The organism is Endozoicomonas sp. SCSIO W0465 (assembly GCF_023716865.1).
Lineage (GTDB): Bacteria > Pseudomonadota > Gammaproteobacteria > Pseudomonadales > Endozoicomonadaceae > Endozoicomonas.
In genome coordinates this window covers 1,621,001-1,645,760 of sequence record NZ_CP092417.1, presented here as the reverse complement: position 1 = coordinate 1,645,760, position 24,760 = coordinate 1,621,001, and the positions used below count along the sequence as shown (strand labels likewise).

26 protein-coding genes are annotated in these 24,760 nt (G+C 48.4%); 19 read left to right on the top strand and 7 right to left on the bottom strand.

Going from position 1 to position 24,760, the window contains the following annotated elements:
• The first annotated feature begins 447 nt into the window (after window positions 1–447).
• Window positions 448–732 carry a DUF2158 domain-containing protein gene (locus MJO57_RS06985; RefSeq protein WP_252024025.1) on the top strand — a complete coding sequence of 95 codons (285 nt, stop codon included), beginning with the start codon at window positions 448–450 and terminating at the stop codon, window positions 730–732.
• A 62-nt stretch (window positions 733–794) separates the two neighbouring features.
• Here the strand turns inward: MJO57_RS06985 and recN are convergent, their stop codons facing one another.
• Window positions 795–2,504 carry a DNA repair protein RecN gene (gene recN / locus MJO57_RS06980; RefSeq protein ID WP_252024023.1) on the bottom strand — a complete coding sequence of 570 codons (1,710 nt, stop codon included), beginning with the start codon at window positions 2,502–2,504 and terminating at the stop codon, window positions 795–797.
• Window positions 2,505–2,739: 235 nt separating this feature from the next.
• On the opposite strand from recN, the gene grpE reads away from it, so the two are divergent.
• The 8 genes from grpE to uvrA all read left to right on the top strand — a co-directional run bounded on the left by grpE (window position 2,740) and on the right by uvrA (window position 13,576).
• Window positions 2,740–3,357 (top strand): nucleotide exchange factor GrpE, encoded by a 618-nt coding sequence (gene grpE / locus MJO57_RS06975; RefSeq protein ID WP_252024020.1) that lies wholly within the window; start codon window positions 2,740–2,742, stop codon window positions 3,355–3,357.
• A gap of 184 nt (window positions 3,358–3,541) precedes the next feature.
• Window positions 3,542–5,476: a molecular chaperone DnaK gene (dnaK, locus tag MJO57_RS06970; protein WP_252024018.1), complete on the top strand. Its 1,935-nt coding sequence runs from the start codon at window positions 3,542–3,544 to the stop codon at window positions 5,474–5,476.
• A 324-nt stretch (window positions 5,477–5,800) separates the two neighbouring features.
• Entirely contained in the window at window positions 5,801–6,943 is a 1,143-nt protein-coding gene (dnaJ, locus tag MJO57_RS06965) for a molecular chaperone DnaJ (protein ID WP_252024016.1), read from the top strand.
• Window positions 6,937–7,206, top strand: a complete 270-nt coding sequence (locus tag MJO57_RS06960; RefSeq protein ID WP_371924867.1) for a hypothetical protein — start codon at window positions 6,937–6,939, stop codon at window positions 7,204–7,206. The genes dnaJ and MJO57_RS06960 overlap by 7 nt, the downstream gene beginning before the upstream one ends.
• A gap of 102 nt (window positions 7,207–7,308) precedes the next feature.
• A complete protein-coding gene (locus tag MJO57_RS06955) occupies window positions 7,309–8,346 on the top strand; it encodes a CNNM domain-containing protein (RefSeq protein ID WP_252024012.1) in 1,038 nt (345 codons plus the stop codon).
• 323 nt (window positions 8,347–8,669) lie between these two features.
• Entirely contained in the window at window positions 8,670–9,734 is a 1,065-nt protein-coding gene (locus MJO57_RS06950) for an IS630 family transposase (RefSeq protein ID WP_252018707.1), read from the top strand.
• 81 nt (window positions 9,735–9,815) lie between these two features.
• Window positions 9,816–10,676: a hypothetical protein gene (locus MJO57_RS06945; RefSeq protein WP_252024010.1), complete on the top strand. Its 861-nt coding sequence runs from the start codon at window positions 9,816–9,818 to the stop codon at window positions 10,674–10,676.
• A gap of 38 nt (window positions 10,677–10,714) precedes the next feature.
• Window positions 10,715–13,576: an excinuclease ABC subunit UvrA gene (gene uvrA / locus MJO57_RS06940; RefSeq protein WP_252024008.1), complete on the top strand. Its 2,862-nt coding sequence runs from the start codon at window positions 10,715–10,717 to the stop codon at window positions 13,574–13,576.
• Window positions 13,577–13,656: 80 nt separating this feature from the next.
• Here the strand turns inward: uvrA and MJO57_RS06935 are convergent, their stop codons facing one another.
• Window positions 13,657–15,171 (bottom strand): IS66 family transposase, encoded by a 1,515-nt coding sequence (locus MJO57_RS06935; protein ID WP_252024006.1) that lies wholly within the window; start codon window positions 15,169–15,171, stop codon window positions 13,657–13,659.
• Between MJO57_RS06935 and MJO57_RS06930 the strand changes: the two genes are divergently transcribed.
• The 10 genes from MJO57_RS06930 (at window position 15,170) to modC (ending at window position 21,070) form a co-directional block, all read left to right on the top strand.
• The gene (locus MJO57_RS06930; protein ID WP_252024004.1) at window positions 15,170–15,328 is read left to right on the top strand and encodes a hypothetical protein; all 159 of its coding nucleotides are present in this window, start codon (window positions 15,170–15,172) and stop codon (window positions 15,326–15,328) included. The genes MJO57_RS06935 and MJO57_RS06930 overlap by 2 nt on opposite strands.
• Window positions 15,329–15,363: 35 nt before the next feature.
• The gene (locus tag MJO57_RS06925; RefSeq protein ID WP_252024002.1) at window positions 15,364–15,819 is read left to right on the top strand and encodes a YcgN family cysteine cluster protein; all 456 of its coding nucleotides are present in this window, start codon (window positions 15,364–15,366) and stop codon (window positions 15,817–15,819) included.
• 135 nt (window positions 15,820–15,954) lie between these two features.
• Window positions 15,955–16,533 (top strand): molybdenum cofactor guanylyltransferase, encoded by a 579-nt coding sequence (locus MJO57_RS06920; RefSeq protein ID WP_252024000.1) that lies wholly within the window; start codon window positions 15,955–15,957, stop codon window positions 16,531–16,533.
• A 76-nt stretch (window positions 16,534–16,609) separates the two neighbouring features.
• Window positions 16,610–17,146, top strand: coding sequence for a molybdenum cofactor biosynthesis protein B (gene moaB / locus MJO57_RS06915; RefSeq protein WP_252023998.1), 537 nt, complete (start codon window positions 16,610–16,612; stop codon window positions 17,144–17,146).
• 2 nt (window positions 17,147–17,148) lie between these two features.
• Complete coding sequence (gene moaC, locus MJO57_RS06910) at window positions 17,149–17,706, top strand: cyclic pyranopterin monophosphate synthase MoaC (protein ID WP_252023996.1); 558 nt, start codon at window positions 17,149–17,151, stop codon at window positions 17,704–17,706.
• Window positions 17,703–17,954: a MoaD/ThiS family protein gene (locus tag MJO57_RS06905; RefSeq protein WP_252023993.1), complete on the top strand. Its 252-nt coding sequence runs from the start codon at window positions 17,703–17,705 to the stop codon at window positions 17,952–17,954. The genes moaC and MJO57_RS06905 overlap by 4 nt, the downstream gene beginning before the upstream one ends.
• Before the next feature lie 32 nt (window positions 17,955–17,986).
• Window positions 17,987–18,430, top strand: coding sequence for a molybdopterin synthase catalytic subunit MoaE (gene moaE, locus MJO57_RS06900; protein ID WP_256493242.1), 444 nt, complete (start codon window positions 17,987–17,989; stop codon window positions 18,428–18,430).
• Window positions 18,431–18,464: 34 nt separating this feature from the next.
• Window positions 18,465–19,304 (top strand): molybdate ABC transporter substrate-binding protein, encoded by an 840-nt coding sequence (modA, locus tag MJO57_RS06895; RefSeq protein WP_252023991.1) that lies wholly within the window; start codon window positions 18,465–18,467, stop codon window positions 19,302–19,304.
• Window positions 19,305–19,997: a molybdate ABC transporter permease subunit gene (gene modB, locus MJO57_RS06890; RefSeq protein WP_252023989.1), complete on the top strand. Its 693-nt coding sequence runs from the start codon at window positions 19,305–19,307 to the stop codon at window positions 19,995–19,997.
• A complete protein-coding gene (gene modC / locus MJO57_RS06885; RefSeq protein WP_252023979.1) occupies window positions 19,997–21,070 on the top strand; it encodes a molybdenum ABC transporter ATP-binding protein in 1,074 nt (357 codons plus the stop codon). Before modB ends, modC begins: the two co-directional genes overlap by 1 nt.
• 270 nt (window positions 21,071–21,340) lie before the next feature.
• On the opposite strand, the gene MJO57_RS06880 is transcribed toward modC, so the two are convergent.
• The 5 genes from MJO57_RS06880 to MJO57_RS06860 all read right to left on the bottom strand — a co-directional run bounded on the left by MJO57_RS06880 (window position 21,341) and on the right by MJO57_RS06860 (window position 24,758).
• The gene (locus MJO57_RS06880) at window positions 21,341–21,871 is read right to left on the bottom strand and encodes a general stress protein (protein WP_371924794.1); all 531 of its coding nucleotides are present in this window, start codon (window positions 21,869–21,871) and stop codon (window positions 21,341–21,343) included.
• A gap of 425 nt (window positions 21,872–22,296) precedes the next feature.
• Window positions 22,297–22,506: a cold-shock protein gene (locus MJO57_RS06875; RefSeq protein WP_101745061.1), complete on the bottom strand. Its 210-nt coding sequence runs from the start codon at window positions 22,504–22,506 to the stop codon at window positions 22,297–22,299.
• A 315-nt stretch (window positions 22,507–22,821) separates the two neighbouring features.
• A complete protein-coding gene (locus tag MJO57_RS06870) occupies window positions 22,822–23,352 on the bottom strand; it encodes an NYN domain-containing protein (RefSeq protein WP_252023975.1) in 531 nt (176 codons plus the stop codon).
• A complete protein-coding gene (locus MJO57_RS06865) occupies window positions 23,345–24,025 on the bottom strand; it encodes a TVP38/TMEM64 family protein (RefSeq protein ID WP_252023973.1) in 681 nt (226 codons plus the stop codon). The genes MJO57_RS06870 and MJO57_RS06865 overlap by 8 nt, the downstream gene beginning before the upstream one ends.
• Before the next feature lie 169 nt (window positions 24,026–24,194).
• Window positions 24,195–24,758 carry a response regulator transcription factor gene (locus MJO57_RS06860; RefSeq protein WP_252026970.1) on the bottom strand — a complete coding sequence of 188 codons (564 nt, stop codon included), beginning with the start codon at window positions 24,756–24,758 and terminating at the stop codon, window positions 24,195–24,197.
• Window positions 24,759–24,760: the final 2 nt, after the last annotated feature.

Sequence of the window (24,760 nt, the reverse complement as noted above, 5' to 3'; positions counted from 1 at the left end):
CATTTTCGTACAGAAGATCTCTTTATTCACTCAAGGAACTTTACCAAGTAATACTTTTGACAGTTTTTACTCGGTAACCCCAAGGCTCGTATGATGCTTCTTAAGTTCTTTGGCAACTCAGGAGCATCCCAGGCTTGCCAACAAATAGCTGATTCAACCCTTGAGCTACCGATACTGAGTATTTGAAAAACTGTCAACAGTATTGATTAAACGATTTATAGTGATTGCTTCTGAGCCTGAAAGAGCATTTCCCTGACAATGGCTTGGCATCAGTGATTTTAGTTAAACGGCATCCAGCATTCAAACATTTTCGTGAGATATTTGTGACAAACTAAGCGGTAATTACGACTCTACCATCAAATTACTCTGTCAAAAATAAAATGGTCGAATCTGATATTTATTTAAAAATATCTATTTTAAAGATTACAAAACAAAGGGTTCAAGCATATGGTAAAGAGAGCTAAAATCGGTCAACTTGTCCGCTTAAGAGCGGGAGGCCCGGTACTTAGTGTTACGCAGGAATACCTCTTGGATGATGGATCTTACAGCTATTGGTGCCAGTGGTTTGAACAAGAAACACTTAGAAATTCAACCTTTCCAATTGTAGCCCTTGAGCCTGTGGAAGGTGAGTTCGAAGTTGATATCGAGGTTCAGCTCGGTGCTGAAGCAAAAGCAGATGCAGAATCGAAAGCAGATTCAGAAGAGCGCAAAGATGATAAAAAATATCATTAACCTTGGTGCTTCGACGTGTATCAGGTTGTTTTAATTCTCTATAGAATCTTTACCGGGAGTATTTATAAGGCTTGCAACTGAGCTTGAAACAGCATCTCTTGAGCATGACTTAATGTTGGTGCTGTCAGCTCAATACCACCCAGCATTCGGGCAATTTCGTGAACGCGATGCTCGCCATCCAGTTTGAGAATACGAGTACTGGATGTTTTACGGCTGACTTTCTTACTGACATGAAGGTGCTGATGAGCCTGGGACGCCACTTGAGGCTGATGGGTAACACACAACACCTGTCCGCTATTACCCACTTCTCTCAGCATACTGCCCACAATCTCTGCTGTGCCACCACCAATGCCTACATCGACCTCATCAAACACCAGCGTTGGTGTTGACGCGGTTTGCGCAATAATCACCTGAATTGCCAGGCTAATACGGGAAAGTTCTCCACCAGAAGCCACTTTGCCCAGAGGGCGTGGAGACTGCCCCGGGTTGGTGGTCACCAGAAATTCGATGGATTCATAGCCCTGGGAAGCAATCATACGATCAGGAATGTTTGTCAGCTCGACACAGAACTTACCTTTGGGCATGCCCAACAACGCGATACGTTCAGACACCTGTTTTTCCAGTTTTCGAGCAGCTGTTTTGCGCTTGGCAGACAGCTTATCTGCTAACTGATTGTGTTTTTCTTGCAGATGCTCCAGAGAAAGCTCAAGGTCGGCTACTTGCCCGTCATGACACTGAGCTTTTTCCAACTCTTCACTGATCTGTTGTTGTTTCTCCAACAACGATTCTGGCTGGACACGGTGTTTCCTGGCCAGATCAAAAATGGCACTGAGCCGATCTTCAATGTCGCGGGCTCTTTGTGGATCGGCATCAAAGTGATCGATAAAATGATTCAGCTCACCAACCGCTTCCTCTACCTGAATCTGAGCGGATGACAACATCTCCAGAGAATTATTAATTGCAGCGTGTTCAATCTGTAGTTCACCAAGGCGATGCAGGCAGAAAGTGAGCTGCTGAAGCAGGTTATCACCGTCATCACTGGTACAAACTTGAGTCACCTGATGACAGGCTGATAAAGTTGCACCGGCCTGAGACTGCTGACGATGCTCCTGCTCCAACTCCCCAACTTCACCCGGTTGAAGGCCTAACTGTTCCAACTCATTCAACTGATAACTCAGCAGCTGAACCCGTTCTTCCCTGTCCTGCTGATCCGACAATAATGTGAGCAGCTGTTCACGGGTCTGGCGATATTTCGCAGCAATACCCGCAACCTCCCGGGAAAGTCCTAGCGAGCCGGCGAATTCATCCAGCAGCGCTGAGTGATTGCTCTTTTTCAGTAATGATTGGTGGGCATGCTGGCTGTGAATATCGATTAACAGCTCCCCTAGCCCCTTCAACTCGGACAGTGTTACCGGAATGCCATTGATGTAGCCTCGGGAACGACCTTCACGGGTAATCACGCGACGCAGAATACATTCCGAAGCCAGTGTTTCAGTTCGACTACTACTGCTACCCTCGTAATCCCGCTCCAGTAGCCAATCTCTGGCAGCGGGTATGCGCTGAAGGTCAAAGCAGGCGCGTATGTCGGCTCGATCAGCGCCATCACGCACACAGTCACTGTCAGCACGGCCGCCCAGGGCCAGTCCAAGGGCATCCAGCATGATGGATTTACCGGCACCGGTTTCCCCGGTGATGGCTGTCATCCCGGGATTAATGTCCAGGTTCAGGTGGTCAACGATGGCATAATTGCTGATGGAGATTTGGTTCAGCATGGCAGTTCTCACGATCCCAACTGATTATCGAGTTACTGTTTATTTATACAGTAAACTTAAAACCCGAATTGGTAAAGAGAATTTCCCCTTGAATAAGCTGCCATGACCCCCATATTAGGCAATCAGTTGATATTTACTTTAGCCTCAAGGCTGCCTATTAGCGCCCCGGCCCATCCCATGAAGACACATTCCAGCCAGCATTTCAGGCTGGATTAACATCCGGAGAAACGTTGGAATGACTGCAGAAAACACCAAAGGAGAAGATCAGGTCGAGAAACCTGAAGCCAATGAGGCTGAAATCTCGGCAGATGCTGAAGCAGCCGCCGTTGACCCCATTCTGGAAGAAGCGGCTGTTACAGAAGAGCAACCCGAAAAACAGGACAACGATGATAACGCCAGACGTATTGAAGAGCTGGAAGCGCAACTTGCACAAGCCAAAGACCAGACCTTGCGCGCCCATGCCGAAGCCATGAACACCAAGCGCCGAGCTGAGCAGGACGTCGAGAAGGCCCATAAGTTTGCCCTGGAGAAGTTCGTCAACGAACTGATTCCTGTGGTTGAGAGTCTGGAAAAAGGCATTGAAAGCGCAGAACAGGGTGAAGGTCAGCACGAGACCATGCTTGAAGGCATGCGACTGACCCACAAACAGTTGCTGGATGCCCTGGCAAAATTCAATGTTGAACAGGTTAACCCTGAAGGCCAACCATTCGACCCGAATTTCCATCAGGCTATTTCCATGGTGCCCAACCCGGATATGGAACCCAACACCGTGATGAATGTCTTCCAGAAGGGCTACACACTGCACGGTCGTGTTATCCGCCCTGCCATGGTTGTGGTTTCCAAAGGGGCCTAAGGTACGAGAATCTTGGAGGCGCCCCTTGAAAATGAAAATGCCGCTCCCATATAGCAAACCAAGATCGTGGTAATCACCACCTAAGTGCTGTTTCACCAGACTCAATGTCTGGTTGAAACCATTGGGAAGCGAACAAAGATTTCAAAGTTTTCCGCCCTGACCATGGGCAATGGAGAGACTCAAAATGAGTAAAGGCAAAATTATCGGTATTGATCTGGGTACCACCAATTCCTGTGTGGCGATCCTGGACGGTGAAAAATCCAAAGTTATTGAAAACGCTGAAGGCGCGCGTACTACGCCTTCCATCATTGCCTACACTGACGATGGTGAGATTCTGGTAGGCCAACCGGCCAAACGTCAGGCGGTGACCAACCCTGACAACACCCTGTTTGCCATCAAGCGTCTGATTGGCCGTCGCTTCAAAGACGACGTCGTGCAGAAAGACATCAAGATGGTGCCTTATAAAATCGTCGAAGCAGACAACGGCGACGCATGGGTTGAGGTTAAAGGCGACAAAAAAGCACCACCTCAGATCTCTGCCGAAATCCTCAAGAAGATGAAGAAAACGGCGGAAGACTATCTGGGCGAGCCAGTCACTGAAGCGGTTATTACCGTTCCTGCTTACTTCAACGATTCCCAGCGTCAGGCTACCAAAGATGCGGGCCGTATCGCGGGTCTGGACGTTAAGCGCATCATCAATGAGCCAACGGCTGCAGCGCTGGCTTACGGCATGGATAAGAAAAAAGGCGACCAGACCATCGCGGTTTATGACCTGGGTGGCGGTACCTTTGACGTATCCATCATTGAAATCGCTGACGTTGATGGCGAGCACCAGTTTGAAGTACTGGCCACCAACGGTGACACCTTTCTGGGGGGTGAAGACTTCGACCTGCGTCTGATCGAATACCTTGCTGACGAATTCAAAAAAGACCAGGGCATTGACCTGAAAGGTGACCCACTGGCCATGCAGCGTCTGAAAGAAGCCGCTGAGAAAGCCAAGATTGAACTGTCTTCCACTCAGCAGACCGACGTCAATCTGCCTTACATTACCGCCGATCAGACAGGCCCCAAGCACCTGAACGTTAAAGTCAGCCGTGCCAAACTGGAATCACTGGTAGAAGACCTGGTTGCCCGATCCCTGGAACCATGCCGCATCGCGGTTAAGGACTCAGACCTGGACCTGTCTGATATCGACGAAGTTATCCTGGTGGGTGGTCAGACCCGTATGCCACTGGTTCAGAAGAAAGTGGCCGAGTTCTTTGGTAAGGAGCCTCGTAAGGATGTTAACCCTGACGAAGCGGTTGCCATGGGCGCTTCCATCCAGGCTGCGGTTCTGGCCGGTGACGTTAAAGACGTTCTGCTGCTGGACGTAACCCCGCTGACCCTGGGTATCGAAACCATGGGTGGCGTCATGACGCCACTGATCGAAAAGAACACCACCATCCCGACCAAAAAGTCCCAGGTGTTCTCTACGGCTGACGACAACCAGGGCGCAGTTACCATTCACGTGCTCCAGGGGGAGCGCAAGCAGGCGACTCACAACAAGTCCCTGGGCCGTTTTGACCTGGCCGACATTCCTCCGGCACCCCGTGGCATGCCACAGATCGAAGTCAGCTTCGACCTGGACGCTAACGGTATTCTGAATGTTTCTGCAAAAGACAAGGCAACTGGTAAAGAACAGTCTATTGTCATCAAGGCATCTTCCGGTCTGTCTGACGAAGAGATCGATCAAATGGTCAAGGATGCAGAAGCCAACGCGGCAGACGACAAGAAGTTCGAAGAGCTGGCTGCGGCCCGTAACCAGGCTGATGGTTTGGCTCACGCTACCCGCAAGACGCTGGAAGAAGCCGGTGACAAGGCCACTGAAGAAGAGAAGGCTGCCATCACCAAGGCTATCGAAGACGTTGAAGCTGCTGTCAAAGGTGACGATAAGGAAGAGATCGAAGCCAAGACCAAGACCCTGTCTGAAGCATCTGCAGGTCTGGCCCAGAAGATGTATGCTGAAGCTCAACAACAGCAGGGCGAAGCCCAGGCTGACGCCAGTGCTGGTCAGAAAGCTGATGCTGCTGACGACGCGGTTGACGCTGAGTTTGAAGAAGTAAAGGATGACAAGAAGTAAGACCCAATTGATCATCAATGACTGATGATCTGGTCACAACGCGGGATTATACCGATCAACTCTTCTAACCTCGTGATGAGTACGGTCAGCTGAATGGAAAGACAACGAAGCGACGAGTCATAGCAGTCACTATGGTAAGTAGCATTAACGATGGATTTCAGTTCAGGTTACCAGTGCAATACGGTTCCGGAAGACTCGATGGGTTTAACTCCCGCGTTGTCGTATATATCAAAAATGATGGCTTTGTCAGACTTGACCATGAATCCAGTTAGCTCTGTGTTTTCATGCTCGACTGGTGAATGCAGCTAGCTCAGGATTTTTCTGATGTCAAAACGCGACTACTACGAAGTGCTGGGTGTAGACAGGAGCGCTTCGGACAAGGACATAAAAAAGGCCTATCGTCGTATGGCCATGAAATATCATCCGGACCGTAACCCGGGTGATAAAGCAGCGGAAGAGAGCTTCAAGGAAGTTAACGAAGCGTTTGAAATCCTTTCCGACAACCAGAAAAAAGCGGCCTACGATCAATACGGCCATGCCGGTGTTGACCCGAACATGGGTGGCATGGGCGGTGCTGGCGGTTTTGCCGGTGGTAATTTCGGCGATATTTTCGGGGATGTCTTTGGTGACATTTTCGGTGCTGGCGGTGGCCGCAGCCGCAGTTCCGTGCAGCGTGGCGCAGACCTTCGTTATCAGCTGGAACTCAGCCTGGAAGAGGCCGTTCGCGGCGTCACTAAAAAAATCCGGATACCGACACTGGTCAGCTGTACTGAATGTGATGGCTCCGGTGCAAAAAAAGGCACACAGCCTGTCGGCTGTACCACCTGTGGTGGTATTGGTCAGGTGCGCATGCAGCAGGGCTTTTTCTCCGTACAACAGACCTGCCCTGACTGTCGCGGCACTGGCAAGATGATCAAGGATCCCTGTAACGTCTGCCACGGTGAGGGCCGCGTTCAGGAATACAAGACCCTCTCTGTCAAGATCCCTCCCGGTGTTGATACTGGCGACCGTATTCGTCTGGCCGGTGAAGGTGAAGCGGGCGTGAATGGCGGTCCGGCCGGTGACCTGTATGTTCAGGTTAGCGTTGCTGATCATCCGATCTTCCAGCGTGATGGTAAGCATCTGTATTGTGAAGTACCCATCACATTTGTCGATGCTGCACTGGGCGGCGAACTGGAAGTGCCTACCCTTGAAGGCCGTGTGAAGCTGAAAATTCCAGCTGAAACCCAGACGGGCAAGTTGTTCCGTCTGCGTGGCAAGGGGGTTATCCCTGTCCGTGGTGGCAGTGCTGGTGATCTTATGTGCCGTGTTGTGGTTGAGACCCCGGTGAAACTGACCGAGCGTCAGAAAGAACTGCTCAAGGAACTGGACGAAACCTTCAAAAAAGAAGGTGCTGGTCACCAGTCGCCTAAAAAACAGTCCTTCTTTGATGGTGTGAAAAAATTCTTTGATGATATGACATCCTGATCTCAAAGAGTCAGCCCCTGAGTACAGGGGCTATTCAACTGCAGTGGATAGATGCCTTAACACTGAATAAAGTGCGCGGTGTTTTCTCTGATGAAAAGGCAGTATTGAATGCTGAAGAGGTTGGTCAATTCATCGTGGTCAGCGAAACCACAGTCCGCCGATACCTTGAATACATCACCAGTAAGCAGCAGGCTGAAATTGTCTACGGCACTGTGGGGTGGCCTGAGCGGAAATACCTTCTTCCCAAAAAGCAGACTGCTTAAGCGACTGATTATAAATACGGTGTAATGATCGGAAATTTCTATCGCCAAAGATCAAATTCTCAGGCTAGAATACCGTTCCCTTGATTACCTTTGGAGCCATACGTGGTTACGCTTGTTGCGTATATTGTCATCGCTATTGCGGTGTCCTTTATTTGTTCGGTGTTTGAAGCCGTCCTACTCAGTATCTCCCCAGCCTATGTGGTTAGCCTTGAGCAGAAAAACAGCAAATGGGCAAAAATTATTCGGGAGTTGCATGATCATATTGACCGCCCTCTGGCCGCCATCCTCACCCTGAATACCATTGCTCACACCATTGGTGCTGCAAGTGCTGGCGCCCAGGCAGCAAAAGTCTTTGGTGATGCCTCTGTTGGTGTTTTTTCAGCCGTGCTGACCTTACTGATCCTGGTGTTGTCTGAAATTATTCCAAAGACCATTGGTGCCTCCTGGTGGCAATCTCTGGTTCCGGTAATGGCCATTGGTGTGCGCTTTATGGTTAAGCTGCTGCTGCCCATTATCTGGATTACTGAGTTACTGACCAGCAAGCTTGGTCCAAAGGATAAAACGAATCCTTATCTGCGTGATGAGATTCAGGCGATGGCCGATCTCGGCTTCCAGGTAGGTGCCCTTCAGGGTGTCGAGTCTGAGTTGATGAAAAACATGCTGAAGTTTCGTGATCTGCAAATTGTGGAAATCATGACCCCTCGTTCAGTGCTGTTTTCATTGCCAGAATCAACGACCACTGATGCTTATATGAAGGAGTTCACTGGTTCCAGCTTCTCACGTATCCCTGTTTACGGTGAAGACCCGGATGATATCAATGGCTTTGTCATGAGAAATGACATTCTGATCTCCCACCTTCGGGAAGGTGGCAATACAACACTGGAAAGCCTGAAGCGTCCGATTATTGCCATTCTTGAAAAGGAACCATTACCGAAACTGATGGCCACGTTCCTGGAACAACGCAGTCATATCGCCATGGTGGTCACCGAATATGGCGATATTCGCGGTATCGTGACACTGGAAGACATGATTGAAACCCTGCTTGGACGGGAAATCGTTGATGAAAGTGACGAAGTGGTGGATATGCAACAGGCAGCAAAAACCAAGTGGGCTCATCGCCTGACAGCCACGGCTTCCTGATAGCCTCCATTTCCCTGGTACAGTCAGTTCATAACGTATGAACTGACTGGCTCTCCTGTCAAAAGCCCTCAGAATACCTTCTCATACCGGGATCAGCCGATCATTATTCCAGCTACTGAACAACTCTACGATGTCACCCTTGGACTGGGTGCAGCATGCAAGGAAACGTCGATCGACCCTGGCCTCTGCGACAAAATGTCACTGTTTCAACCATGACATGTTGACTATAAGTTAACTCAATCATAAGTAGTTAAAAGTTTGCTTATGGATATTTTGATCGTACTATCAGGCAGACAAAGAAATAGATCCTTAATCTATTATAAGTGGGTCTTGAACTAAAACGTCCCCAACCTATGAAGTATGTCAATATCACTGATGAAGCTGTTGTATTAACTTTGAAATACGCCAAGCACTACGGCCCTCTGAGGTGTATCAGGGAAAGAGCTCATGGTCTTCTATTGAGTAATCGAGGCTTTACCCTTGAGCAAATTGCAGAAATCCTTGAGATTAAATATCAGACCGTTTCCCAATGGATTGATGATTGGGAGGACTATGGTATTCGTGCATTGTATAAGAAACATGGTGGTGGAAGATCTTGCATATATGATGAATCTGAAGTGCAACGCATAAAAGAGTTAGTAGCAGAAGAGCCTCGTCGTTTATCGTATGTAAAATCCAAAATTGAGGATGAGACCGGTAAATCCTCATCAAAACTTACTCTGGCCAACATCGTAAAAAAGTTAGGACTGGTTTACAAAAGACTCCGTAAATCGTGCAAACATAAACGGGACGAAGAGCATTTCCAGCGTTGTAAAACTGCACTGAAAGACGCCCAGGAAGCTGAGCGCAAAGGGTTAATAAACTTGTTTTATTTTGATGAGTCCGGATTTACTCAAGAACCTTGTGTGCCATATGGCTGGCAGGAAAAAGGAAAGCAGCTCAGAATTCCATCAGTCAAAAGTAAGCGCATCAACGTGCTGGGCTTTATGAATCGGAGCTGTGAGCTGTTTCATTACCCTGTTGTGGGCTCTGTGAATAGTGATACAGTGATTGCAGCCTTTGACGACTTCGCAGAGAAAATGGAGGATGAAAAATACAGTTCAAATGACCGCTACACCGTAGTTATGGTGGACAATGCCAGTATTCATACCAGCAAAAAGTTTCGTGACAGAATCGCTGACTGGACTCTTGAGAAAAAGTTACTGATCTGCTTTCTTCCAACATATTCACCTGAACTCAATCTGATTGAGATCCTGTGGAGGAAAGTAAAGTATGAATGGCTCAATCTATTGTCAATCAAGAGTTTCACGGAATTTGAAAAGGAAGTTGAACGAGTGTTCGCTTCATTTGGAGAGAGTCATATGATTTCGTTTGCAAATACTAAATAATCGTTCAGTCAATTTATCCGAAAGCAAATTATCAACTACTTAGCTGTTTAACTTCTTATACCAGAGTTATAAACACTATCCATGTCAAACAATACCTGTGCTGTTGCAAAGAGTGTTAACAGCAAGAGAAGAATACGAAATTTATTAGGGTTTCAGTTTACAGGAATTTTCTACCTTCTACTGACCTGTTCTCTCCCATGTCTGTCCAACACGGTCAAAGAAGAAACTGCAAATGTCTCAATGTCAGCAAGCTATACAACCATCAATGAACATGGAAAAAGCTCCTTCTGCACAATTTCAAGCAAGGACAGCATTGAAAAACTGGAGGCGCTGAAAAACACAGACTGTAAGCTCTCCGGATCAGATGACCATAATGATCCTTCAGTTATTTTGATCTCTCATAGTCCCTACCATGAAACAAAGCAGGTGTTATTAACTACCCGAAATCTGCTGATGTGGGCCTATTTGGCCGTCCATGCATACAAGGTGTGGGATTCTGGCAGCAAACTATTATGGCCCCCCGTTTGTCCATGCTCAGGACAACCTAAAATAGTGACAAACACCCAAATATTTTTCTTCACCTATTATGTTGCCAGCATGCTGCATCACGGATGGAGCTATTTCAGCCCTTATTTTTTCTGGTCTGAGCAAAAAACAAATAAAGACCTAAATGATAAGAGTGACCGCTTTAACCTTTCTTCAAAAGATAGGGAAGAAGGTTGGACGGAAACCCTGACAAACATCATGGCAATGTTGGCTGAACACCCCTATGCCAACCATATCCTGTCACTGGCTCTCGACTCAGCGGCATTGAAATGGGACTGTCGATGCGCAGGCTATTTTTCTGACGCCAACGGTGGTTTTTATTTTAATGGCCATCTCTGGATGCTTTTACTCAATGTAGCGATTTTTGCTACAGACTTGGCGATCGACTATTTATAATACTCCGTTCGTTTCCAAACTGGCACGGAGAAAAGGCTGTGGAAAAGATTACCGTACAGGGCGCCCGTACACACAATCTGAAGAACATCAACCTTGAGGTGCCCCGTGACAGCCTGATAGTGATCACCGGCCTATCCGGCTCCGGTAAGTCATCTCTGGCCTTCGACACACTGTATGCAGAGGGTCAGCGACGCTATGTTGAGTCACTGTCAGCCTATGCCCGCCAGTTTCTTTCCATGATGGAAAAGCCCGATGTAGACCATATCGAAGGCCTCTCGCCGGCGATATCCATTGAGCAAAAATCCACCAGTCATAACCCGCGCTCTACTGTCGGTACTATCACGGAAATCTACGATTATCTCCGGTTACTGTTTGCCCGCGTCGGCATTCCACGCTGCCCGGTACACCACTTGCCTCTGGAAGCGCAAACCGTCAGTCAGATGGTGGACCAGATTCTGGCACTGCCAGAAGGTACGAAACTGATGCTTCTGGCCCCAGTGGTCAGAGGGCGAAAAGGTGAGCACCTCCATGTATTCAACGAACTGAGAAGCAACGGTTTTATTCGTGCCAGAATCAACGGGATTGTCACTGATCTTGATACACCACCAAAACTGGATAAAAAGAAGAAGCACACCATTGAGGTGGTCATAGACCGCTTTAAGGTGCGTGATGATTTACAGCTTCGCCTCTCCGAGTCCTTTGAAACCGCCCTGGAGCTTACCGATGGTCTTGCTACGGTCAGCTACATGGATGATGGCTCTTCAGCAGAGAATTCAACAGAAAAACCAACACAGAAAAAAGACGACATTGTCTTCTCTTCACGGTTTGCCTGTCCTGAGTGCGGCTATAGCCTCAATGAGCTGGAACCGAGACTGTTTTCCTTTAACAATCCTGCTGGCGCCTGCCCGACTTGCGATGGACTTGGAGTTAAGCAGTTCTTTGATCAGGACCGTATTGTACAGCACCCTGAATTGACGCTTGCAGAAGGCGCCATCCGTGGCTGGGACCGCCGCAGTGTATATTACTTTCATTTGCTGAAATCACTGGCCGCTCACTATGACTTCAGTATTGATACCCCCTTTGACGATTTAAGCCCGGAACAACAAAACATTATTCTGCACGGTTCCGGTGATGAAGAGGTCAATTTCAGCTACGTGAATGACCGGGGTGATGTCTATAAAAAGCGGCATATTTTCGAAGGCATTATTCCCAACTTTGAACGACGCTTCAGGGACACTGACTCGCAATCCGTCCGGGAAGAGTTGACCAAATACCTGAGTACCCAGCCCTGCCCATCCTGTAAAGGTACTCGTTTACGGAAAGAGGCACGGAATGTATTCATTCAGGATGAAAGCCTTCCGGAGCTGGTTAAATTGCCCGTTGAAAAGGCCCTGACCTATTTTCAAGACCTTGACCTGCCGGGGCGCCGTGGAGAGATTGCCAGGAAAGTGCTTAAAGAGATCTGTGAGCGCCTCAGTTTTCTGGTCAATGTTGGCCTGAACTATCTGACGCTGGATCGAAGTGCAGATACCCTCTCCGGTGGAGAGGCCCAGAGAATACGACTGGCCAGCCAGATCGGTGCAGGTCTTGTCGGGGTAATGTACATTCTTGACGAACCCAGTATCGGATTACATCAGCGTGATAATGAACGTCTTCTGAACACGCTGACCCGTTTGAGGGATCTGGGTAATACAGTCATTGTCGTAGAGCACGATGAAGATGCCATTCGCTGCGCTGACCATGTCATTGACATTGGTCCCGGTGCAGGTGTTCATGGTGGAGCCATCGTCGCACAGGGCACACCTGAGCAGGTAATGGACACTCCAGCGTCTTTAACAGGCCAGTACCTCTGCGGTATTCGCAAGATTGAGATACCACCAAAGAGAACCCCGATAGACGCCAAGAAAACGCTCAAGCTCAGCGGTTGCACTGGCAACAATCTGAAAAATGTTACGCTGGAAATCCCGGTTGGCCTGATGACCTGTATTACCGGGGTGTCCGGCTCTGGCAAGTCCACATTAATCAATGGAACGCTGTATCCGCTGGCGGCCACAGCGCTTAATAAGGCAACAACGTTAACCGCTGCCCCCTATAAAAAGCTGACCGGCATCAATCACTTTGATAAGTGCATTGATATTGACCAGAGCCCCATCGGCAGGACGCCGCGCTCGAACCCGGCCACCTATACCGGGATTTTTACTGCCATTCGTGAGCTATTTGCCGGCACTCAGGAAGCCCGCTCACGAGGATATAAGCCTGGCCGTTTCAGTTTTAATGTAAAAGGCGGGCGGTGCGAAGCCTGTCAGGGCGACGGTGTTATCAAGGTAGAGATGCACTTTCTGCCCGATATCTATGTGGCCTGTGATGTCTGTAAGGGCAAACGTTATAACCGTGAAACCCTGGAAGTAAAATATAAAGGTAAGAGCATTCACGAAGTACTGGAAATGACGGTAGAAGAAGCCCTGCAATACTTCGACCCAATACCAGCGGTCCGGCGTAAGCTGCAAACCCTGATGGATGTCGGACTGTCCTATATTCATCTTGGGCAGAACGCGACGACCTTGTCCGGAGGTGAAGCACAGCGGGTGAAACTGGCTAAGGAGCTGTCTAAACGGGATACCGGTAAAACACTCTATATTCTGGACGAGCCAACCACAGGGCTGCATTTTCACGACATTGAACAGCTACTCTCCGTCCTTCATCGTCTGCGAGATCACGGTAACAGTGTTGTCGTCATTGAACACAACCTTGATGTCATTAAAACGGCCGACTGGATCATTGACCTGGGCCCTGAAGGGGGCGATGGCGGAGGCCAGATTATTGCTGCTGGCACACCGGAAGCCGTATCGGCTGTGCCCGGGTCTCATACTGGCCGCTTCCTGAAACCAATGCTTGCATGACACTCTGCAATATCACAACAGGATCAGGGAACAAGTCCCATCTGTACCAATTGATTCTGCTATTGGTTCAGATATTGTAACTATTCAGCACTGAGCAAAGGCATATTACAGTAATTCCGAACAGCTCTATGAAGTGATTGATATATGTCCATTCCCTGTTTTCTGGCAGACGACAAATAGCTGCGAATCCGTGCAAACATAGAACCACCGTCTGCACTCCTGAAGCAGCCTGAGATTTTCTGCTTTAACTTGGCCATTCGAACATCCCGCTCACTGCCATTGTTATCGAAGGGAATGGTAAAATCTGACATGAAGCGCAGTGTCTCAGCCTTGAACTCAGTGAGTCGTTTGAAGAGATTGTAAGCTTTAGTATTCTTGACTTTCTTGCGCTTAAGCTCCTCTCGTTGCTTCTCCATATAGACGACTTCTTTCATTAGAGCCCGCTGAAGCAACCGGTCATAAATCTTCTCGATTCGTTCACAGACAACACTTGGCATCTGTAGCATACCTATGGTCTTAAAGCCCTTGCAGTAATGCCAGGAAAGCCTCAGTAGCTTCATCAATCGCAACGCCAGTTGATTGCTGTCCCTATCAACAACACCCAAAAGCTCCCTCAGGTGATGGGCATTGCAAAGTACGTGAGTTGCCGCATATGCAAAATAGGATTTCCAATGATCATGAACCAGAACGCCTGCAAATGTTAGCAGTATGCCCATCGTGTCCATGGCCTCACGACCTCGCTTTTCAGACAAGTAGTAGAGCGTCCATTGTTCATCCCGCATAACGTGTAGCCAGTGCAAAGAGCCCTCGGCCCGCATACCCGTTTCATCGGCTCCGGCAACAGACGATTCCCGCAAGGCGTCACGAATAACCTCTTCAGTAGAAGCCAGATTTTCATAGGTTCTGGCCACAAAATTGGCGACAGTGCCTGCACTTACACTCATTTTATAGAGAGTATTAAAATACTCTGACACGCGCTTAAAAGGCAGGAAATGGTATTGGTTAAGATAGACGGCCATAGCCTGTGTGGCTGAGCCATATTGTGCGGCAGCGGTAACACCTTCCGGGAATTCAGCCTGATTCCGACAACCACAAGTGCAGATTTTTACTTCAGCTCTATGGGCCGTTACTTCAAATTCACCCGGTCTCCCTGGTTCAAACACCTGTCGTTCAATATATTTGACCGGCTCACTATCAAGAAGAGACGCCTGACATTTATTGCATTCTTTAACCGGAAGGTACTCAATATAGTCAGGGATATCGACCTGTTTAAGACAAGTGCCCTGATGCCCTTTCTTTCCACCGGCTTTATTACCAGAAGACTGTCTCAGACTTTTAGGATTGGGTTTTTCATCCGATGGATCGGTACCTTTATCTGCGGAAAGGTCGTCAGAATGATCTGGAGAATTACTGTTTTTACAAGGTTTTTGATAACCATCAGACGATGGCGGCTTGCTGCTGTTTTGAGTGTTCTTGCCAACCTTTTCTTCCAATTCTCGACATCGCTCTTCCAGACAGGCAACTCTCATCCGCAGCTCTGCATTCTCTTTCAAGAGAATCTCAGCCGACATAGTTGCGGGTAGTTCTGGAATCATGCTGGCGAATATTGTGGAAAAATGGTGCTTAAGAGGATGGTATAAAAATCAGAAAATTCCAGATTTATGTGGGGGTGCTGAACAGTTACCAGATATTGATGTGCAGGGAGCATATGACTATCGCGTATTGTCATCTTTTGAAGTGATAGTATCCTGACGTAAATCCAATGATATACCATATTCAGGTGTTTGATGAGTGAGCAGAAACCTGCGTTCTGGCAGGTAAAATCGTTAACCGAGATGACGCCTGAAGAGTGGGAGTCGCTCTGTGATGGCTGTGGTCGCTGCTGCCTCAATAAGATAATTGATGCCGATACCGATGAAATTCACACCACAGCGTTAGCTTGTCGGCTGCTGGACCTGGAGACCTGCCGTTGCAGGCATTATAAACACCGTCGTAAGTATGTGGATGACTGCATCAAATTCACCCCGAAAACGCTCCATGAGCATTTGTCTTGGTTGCCGGACAGCTGCGCTTATAACCTGCTCTATCATGGACATGATCTACCGGAATGGCATCCTCTGAATACCGGGAACCCGGAATCTGTCCACGCATCCGGTTACTCAATCAAGGACAAGGACATTGCTTCGGAAGAGGAGGTTCCGAACCCTTCGGACTGGTTTGATTATATCATCCGGGTGAAATAAGGCAGTTTGTGAATGTTTCAGATGACTGCTGAATGCTTTTCTGCATGATAATTGATCTCAGGGCTTGTCAGAGGGGCGGAAAACCTTAAACTACCGGCGTGAATTTGCATACAGAAAGAAAGAGTCTGCGATCGAATGACGGCTCACGGCACCCTTTACGGTCTGGTTCTCGCTGGAGGTCGTTCCTCCCGAATGGGACAGGACAAGTCACGAATGAGCTGGTTTGGCAAACCGCTTTACCAGCATATGGCTTCTCTGCTGACTCAGGCCGGGATTGATCAGGTTCTGATCAGTGGATCCGGTTTTTCCATTAATGATTCTGTTATTGAAGATGTTGTGCCCGGAAGAGGCCCTGTCAGTGGCATTCATTCTGCTTTAAAGCGACTGCACAACGGCGATCGTCTGCTGGTGATTCCTGTGGATATGCCACTGATTCCTGCGGATGCGATCCGAATACTTGGCGATCAACAGCGGGTATGCTGTTTCGAAGGCTTTAATCTGCCGGTGGTTTTGCCGGTAACCACTGAATTACGGCAAGCCGTGGATACCTCTATAGCGAGTGACAATCCGGGAGACTATGCCCTCTGGCGCCTGTATCAACGGTCAGGTGGGCAGACCATACCGCTGCCGTTAGCTATGGCAGATCTTTTTGTAAATGCCAATACGCCAGGAGACTGGTGTGATCTGGTCAATAAGGAGGTGGTTCAGAAATAGCCCGCCGTCCACATAATGGACGCTGGTCATGAACACCCCGCCGAATCGTTTAAAATAGACTGGAGCAAAAATATCCATGGCTCATAATCAGTTTGATGAGTTTATTCCTGTCAATATTGCTGTGCTAACGGTGTCCGATACTCGCACCGAAGAAAACGATACATCCGGTCACTTGCTGGTTGAGAGCCTGACTGCCGCTGGCCACAACCTGGCTGACAAGGCCATAGTCAAAGACGATATCTATAAGATCCGGGAAGTGGTGTCCCGCTGGATTGCCACTGATGCCGGTTCACCGAACAGCGTGCAGGCAATATTGGTCACCGGCGGTACCGGATTCTCTGGCAGAGACAGTACACCCGAAGCCCTGCTGCCCATTTTTGACAAGCAGATCGATGGCTATGCTGAGCTGTTCCGTCAGCTTTCCTATGAGCAGATCAAAACCTCTACCATTCAGTCGCGTACTGTGGCGGGCATGGCCAACGGAACGGTTATTTTTGTTATGCCTGGCTCCAATAATGCCTGCAAAACCGCCTGGGAAGGCATTATCAGTGATCAGTTGAATAGCCAGCACCGGCCATGTAATTTTGTTGAGCAATTGAAAAAGGCAGGGTAATCATGTCTTTTACCAATATTGCCCTTAGCCATATTGATCGTGATGGCAAGGCCAGCATGGTAGATGTTGGTGAAAAAGATATCACGCGTCGTGAAGCCAGGGCCGAAGGTTATATTTACATGTCGCCTGAGACACTGGCGCTGGTAAAACAGAATGGCCTTAAAAAAGGCGATGTACTTGCTGTGGCGAGAATTGCCGGCATTCAGGCTGCCAAGCAGTGTAGCCATCTGGTGCCACTTTGCCATCCGTTAATGCTTAACTTTATCGGTGTTGAATTTCACCTTGAAGACGGGCTTTCAGCAGGCGGAGAAGCAAGCATCCGAATTGAAACCTGTTGTCGCTTGAATGGTAAAACCGGTGTTGAAATTGAAGCGCTGACTGCCGCATCGGTTGCTGCCCTGACGATCTATGATATGTGCAAGGCGGTGGACAAAGAGATGCATATTGAAGGCATTCGGGTTCTGGAAAAAAGTGGCGGTCGAAGTGGTCACTATATTCATGGTTCAGCGGCTTCTGTTTCAGGTGCTGCATCAGGAGGTGCATCAGGAGGTGCAGCATGATTAAGGTGCGGTTCTTTGCCAGCTTTCGGGAAAAGCTTGACTGCGAGCAACTGACCCTGGAAGAAGGGGAGTACGCATCCTCATTGTTTGCATTAAAACGTCAGTTGGCTGAAAACGGCGAAGACTGGCGTGAAGTGATGATGAGTGACCGTACACTGGTTGCCATTAATCAGAATATGACTCGTCAGGATGTCGTATTGCACTGTGGTGATGAAGTTGCCTTTTTTCCTCCGGTCACTGGTGGGTGATTTTTATTTGAAACACAAACAGGATCAGAGCCTTGATTTCCATTCAAGTAGACGACTTTAACCCTGGCCAGGAATATGAACGCCTGGAAGGTAATACGTCATCCGGTGCCATAGTTACGTTCACTGGCACGGTTCGGGATATGAACCTTGGAGATGAGGTGGGTGGTCTTTTTCTGGAGCATTATCCGGGGATGACCGAAAAAGCCCTGCAGGAAATTATTGATGAGGCCGTGCAGCGTTGGGAGCTTCAGGTTGTTCGGATCATCCACCGCATTGGGCAATTGCATCCTGGTGATCGCATCGTCTTTGTGGGTGTCGCCAGCGCCCATCGCAAAGAGGCGTTTGCGGCTTGTGAGTTTATCATGGATTACCTGAAAACCCGTGCTCCGTTCTGGAAGAAAGAAACAACGCCAGAGGGAGATCGCTGGGTAGACGAGCGTGGGTCTGATCAGGAAGCGGCTGATCGCTGGCTTTGACCTCCAAAGTAAACTCTGAAATAACGGCTGTTGCATGTTAAGAAAAATATTTTTAGCGGTTGTACTCTCTTTTTTCAGGGCAGCTTGTCTCGGGGCGGCTTGTTTGGAGTCATCAGTCTACGCAGCAGAGCTGAAAGTGGCCGTTGCTGCAAACTTTAAACCGTCGCTGGAAAAACTGGCAAAGGCGTTTGCAGCAGAAACCGGACACCGGTTGTTGATCTCCTCGGCCTCAACCGGAGTGCTGTATAATCAGATCACCAATGGTGCACCATTTGATGTCTTTCTGTCAGCAGATAGTCTCAGGCCTGAACGGCTGGAACAGCAAGGGCTGGTTCTGAAGGGGAGTCGGCATCCTTATGCCCTGGGAGAACTGGTTCTGTGGAGCCCTGGTTTTTCCGGAAAGGATGGGAAAAATAACCCAATGACACTGGAGGATCTGGCTGTTTATCAGGGGCGCCTGGCCATTGCCAATCCAGCAACGGCACCCTATGGTTTGGCTGCACAGCAGGTTCTGGAAAAGCTGGGCTTCTGGTCACCATTCCGTTCTCGTCTGGTTCAGGGAGCCAGTATTCAGCAGGCCTGGCAATTTGTGGCCAGTGGGAATGTTCCCGTTGGACTGGTGGCTAAAGCGCAGCTGGTCGGTGATAAAAACAACGATGGTCATATTTTTCCGATTCCTGCGACGCTGTATGATCCGATTCGGCAGGATCTGGTGATATTAAATCGAACCAGTCAGCCTGAAGCGGCAAAGGCATTGGTGGCATTTATTTTATCGCCGTCGGTTCAGAATACCCTTGCAAAGCAGGGCTACATACCTGTATTACCGAAAATGGCCGGTAAAGCAACGTCCGAACATCGAGGGGAAGCACTCTGAATGCTGCTCACCGCTGTCTGGGTAACGCTGAAACTGGCAACCATTACCACCATTATTCTGATGTTGCTGGCGATTCCCATGGCGTGGGGGCTGGCTAACATGCAGAGTCGGCTGAGACCTGTATTGGAGGCTCTGGTGGGCCTGCCAATGGTATTGCCGCCAACCGTCCTTGGCTTTTATCTGCTTCTGCTGTTTTCTCCTAATCATTCGGTCGGACAGTTTTGGCTTTATCTCACTGGTACAACGCTGGCATTCAGTTTTACCGGACTGGTGATTGCCTCTGTTATCTGCTCAATGCCGTTTGTTGTGCAACCACTTCAGCGGGCATTTGAGCAGCTTGATAAAGGCCTTCTTGAGGCAGCAGCCATGATGGGCGCAGGGCGACTGGATCGTTTTTTCAATGTGGTACTTCCCTGCACCCGAAGGGCCATGATTCTGGCGGCCTGTATGGGCTTTGCCCATACCATTGGAGAGTTTGGTGTGGTTCTTATGATTGGCGGCAATATTCCCGGGGAAACACAGGTGCTGTCTATTGCCTTGTTTGATGCCGTTGAATCACAGCAGTTTGCTGAGGCCCATCGGATTGCTGCAGGACTGATGGTTTTTGCCATGATGCTTTTGATTACCCTTTACGGTCTTGATCGTAAGTCGGCGACGCAATTACCCCTCAAATCAATCCCTGGTCGTCGTTAATGCTAAGCGTTGATATTCAGCTTCCCCGGGACCGCTTTGTTCTTAATGTTGATGAATCACTGGATGCCGATAGCACCTGGGCCATTATGGGGCGCTCTGGTTGTGGTAAGACATCGCTGCTGCGAACCATTGCCGGTTTGGAAACCCATGCCCGGGGGAGAGTCCAGTTTAATGATGAAGTCTGGCAGGACTCCGAAAAGGGAATATGGATACCGCCGGAGCAACGGGGCATTGGCTATATATTCCAGGAAGCCAGACTGTTTCCCCATCTGGATGTTATGGAAAACCTGCTGTTTGCGCTGAGGCGGGCCAGAGCTGATGCTAACATGCCATCACTGGCAGAGGTTGTTGATCAGCTTGATATTGAGCATTTACTGGGACGTTCTGTTGATAAACTGTCCGGAGGCGAAAAGCAGCGGGTTGCTATTGCCCGAACCCTATTAAGTGTGCCTCGTCTTCTATTAATGGATGAGCCTCTGGCTTCCCTTGACTGGTCTTCCAAAACAAGAATTTTTCCCTGTTTGAGGAATATCCATCAGTACTTCGGGATACCTGTCATCATGGTAAGCCATGCACGCGAGGAGGTGGCACGGCTGGCCGATAAGCTGGTGCTGATTGAACAGGGTCAGGTTTTATCCTGCGGTGAGTGTCGTCAATTACTCAGTCGGCCAGGTTCTTTATTAACCAGGGATGACTGTGCGCTTTCAATTCTCGAAGTCAAGGTAGGAGGCCATGACCAGGAGTATGGCTTTACAGAACTGCAGTTTGGTCAGCAGAAGTTATTGGCGAATCAAATTTCAGCGATACCGGGGACAGAACTGAGGGTTATATTGCCTGCGCAGGAAGTCAGCATTGTTGTGGAAGAGATCCACTGCACAAGTGTTCAGAATCGAGTGGCGACAACGATTCGGGCCATTCAGGAACTTGATTCAAATAATGTCATGCTGTTTATGGAAGCAGAAGGGCAGACACTGCTGGCGCTGGTCACCAGGAGGGCGTTGGGGTTATTGCATCTGTCAGTGGGACAGCGTGTTTTTGCCCATTTTAAAGGATCCTGCCTGGATGTTATCTAGGAGGCTGACCGAGAATAGTCTGCCCTACTGCGGTGGCAGCAAATTGGTCTAAAAAATCGGAAATTTTTAGCAAATAGAACCACTATTCACTAAAAATTTCCGGCTTTTTATCCTCAATTTTCTGCCATCCTCGCTACGGGCGCTATTCTCGGTCAGCCTCCTATGAGGCTTTTTATGGACTTGTTCCCACCCACGACCCATAGGACCTGAAAGCATGGGAACGAGGGTGGCTGTAGAGGTCTTAGCACTTTTCTGCAGTTATACCTTTGTTTACTTGCCACTGTTGTCGTTATGAGTGTCCACGCCATCATGCCCGGTGCTTTCAAGCAAGAACTTTGCTGCCGCAGCAACATCTTCTTCTGTGCTATTGTATAGCAACAGAAAATTACCTGCAGACAGAGATTCTTCATAACGTACAACACTGTTTTTGGGGATTCCCATACTGGCAAGGCCTGCACCCAGCGCCGATAAACCGCCAACGATCACCGCGCCTTCAAGACCGCCAACAATGGCAGATACCAATGGTCCGGCAATAACCATTGGGCCAACGCCGGGGATTACAAAAAATGCAGCACCAAACAAAATGCCCCAGAGTCCACCCCAGAAAGCCCCCATTTTTCCCCAGGCTTTCATTTTATCACCCGTATTGTAATAACCAACGACATGTTCTTCTGTATGGTAATCCTTACCAATGACCGATATTTTTTTCATATCAAAACCCGCTTTTTGCAGGAGCTTAACCGCATCATCAGCAGCGTGATGGGTTTTATAGACGGCAACACAGGTGTTCGGAGTTTTCATGGTCATGCTCCAGAAAGAGGCTGAAACCACTCTTTGACTCATTCGGGGTATCAGGAGTTTGAGAGGTTTTCAGTTTTATACGTCAGTTTCGTACAATAGGTAGCGTGCAACGGTGTTGGGTACGCATTGGCTGTGCTTGGAAATATACGAGTTGTTTGACAGAAAACGGATAAGTATTCACGAAAGCCAAAAAGCGAATCGCTGCTAAAAAAATAGATGATTCTAACTGTCAGTCAAACTGTTGGCAGGTTTCCCGGGATAACTGAAAGGGTGAACAGAAGAGGATATTTACGTAACTTTTGAAAGCAGATTAAAGTAGAAACCGTAAAACGATTTGATCAGGTTTTTCTCTGGTGGGAAAGTATGGCGCATAAAAAAAGAGCACGTTACCGTGCTCTTTTTTTGTTTTCCCGAAAGGGAAAAGCTTATACTTTCTCTACGTTGGCAGCCTGAAGGCCTTTCTGGCCCTGCTCAACGTCAAAGGTCACAGCCTGACCTTCAGCGAGAGTTTTAAAGCCGTCGCCAATGATGGCACGGAAGTGAACGAAAACGTCTGGACCGCCGTTATCCTGAGCGATAAAGCCAAAGCCTTTCTCTTCACTGAACCACTTTACCGTTCCGGTCGATTTAGACATGGAATGTCTCCTGAATATTTCTATAAAAATGCGTTGTACACGCGTTAAGCCAATGTGCAGTCACATCTTCATATAACTATTTAAGAGTAAAGCAATCAAAGCAGCATAACTTAAACTAAGAAGTGGTGTGACGATCAGGAAGTACTCAAAAAGCGATTTTTCGTTCTTCTCAATAATGGCCAATAGGAACTCTAATAGCTGTCCGAGGGGATGTCAAAGATTTTATCAAGTTTGTTAAAAACAAATCCCCGCATGAATTTTAACCGGAAATCAGGGGTTGGTACACCTTGTAGGATTAGAAATTAATGTTCTGATTTATATAGTATTTGTTACATCTTCCTGGCTGTTCTTTTTCGTTTTCCTGATTGGCAGTAACAGGTCATGGGTAATCGGAATAAAGTGGTCGGAAACTTGAATCAAAGAAGATGCTGTCAGAGCCTCAACACCGTATACCTCAGTATGCAATCCAAAATCCTGTCGGACCTTCTGCAATAGCAGATCAAAGTCGCCATCACCGGAAGCGAGGGCAACCATATCGACCTTGGGGGCCCAGCTCATGACATCCAGCGTTATGCCAACATCCCAGTCACCTTTTGCGGTTCCGTCGCTTCTTTGAATGAAGGGTTTCAGCTTTACTTCAAAGCCAATGGCTCGAAGAATGTCCTGGAATTGCCGTTGCCGGGGGTCCCCACGATCAATAGCATAGGCGATGGCTTTGGTAACCTGCCTGCCTTTACTGACAAGAGCCCAGAATGCGTTGTAATCGAAGTGACTGTTAAAAACCTGTCGTGTGGTGTAATAGATGTTTTGCACGTCAACAAAGAGTGCAACACGCTTTTCATCCATAGGTTTTGCTCTCCCTGAGCCTGGCTGCTTGTCTCATCAAGATGGTTGTTGATGCTTTCCGGGCAAGATAAAGCAGGCCGCCAATGGAAAGAATCGAAACCATCACCATGAAAATGATGGACAGATTATCTTGCGTTGGGTTTTTCAGTAACGATATCAGGTCTCTTGCCTGCATGCCTGCCCAGAGGGCAAACAGTGTTCTCGGTAACATGCCAATAAAGCCGGCAAGCAGAAATGTCTGGAGGCGGATACCAATCGCGGGTAGCACCAGATTCATTAATGAAAAGGGCAGGATCGGGGATATCCGGGTCAGAATGACCAGCGGCCACTGATGATGTTTCAGCTCGTCAAGCATCAGGTGTATTCGGGATGTGGGAGGAAGGGTATTCATCAGCTTCCCATGATCCAGTGATTTTCCGACGGTATAACCGATGGCAGAGGCGACCGGGTATGAAATCAGGATATAAAAAAACGCGGCCCATCCGAGAAAATAACCACTGATCAAGGCGATAAGCGTAGAGGGTGTCAGCGCCAGGGCCATGGTCAGGGAGCTGGCCGTAAAGAGCCAGGCCCACTGGCCGGTGGATAGCGTATAAAGCGTGTATTGCCAGGTAATTGCGAGCGTAGTGATCAGGGTGCTGCCAAAGAGGGACGTGATACTGAGCAGACCCATCAATGAGAGTATCTGACGGTTCTTGCTGAAAAGGTTCTTGCTGAAAAAGAAGCCTCGCAAGAAAGCGCTACGAAGAAATAAGCAATTCACCGTAAATAAGTGACCGTTGCATATAAAACCAACAATCGTAATCGTTGCCGGGGAGAGAGGCAATAATACTTACATAATATCAGCGCGAGCCTGACCGTTTATTGAGTTTTCGCTGAAGTGTTCTGCGATGCATGCCGAGGCTTCGGGCAGCGGCAGAAATATTGCCATTGTGCTCCAGAAGCACTTTCTGCAGATACTCCCATTCCAGCTGGTAAACTGGCATCCTGTTTTGCGGGATGACCGTGCATGATTCATGATCTGCTGCAAGCTTGCTGATATTGAGTGCTGAGAGTATTTGTAAAGTGTCTACCGGCTTGCAGAGATAGTCTCTGGCACCCAGTTTAATGGCGCTAACAGCAGTAGCAATGCTGGCATACCCTGTTAGTACGATAATATCAATATTTGGATTGACGTTAAGTAAAAGTGGAATCAGCCTGAGACCGCTCTCACTGCCTATTTTCAGGTCAACAACAGCACTTGCCGGTCGGTGTTTTTGTTGCAAGGCTGTGGCTTTGCCAATGGTGTCTGCCGTAATGGGGATAAATCCCTTTTTTCTGAGTGAGGTAGCGAGCGTGTGTAAAAAGACCAGGTCATCATCGGCAATCAAAATAGCCGACAGCTCAAGGACTTTTCCGGGGCTCATCG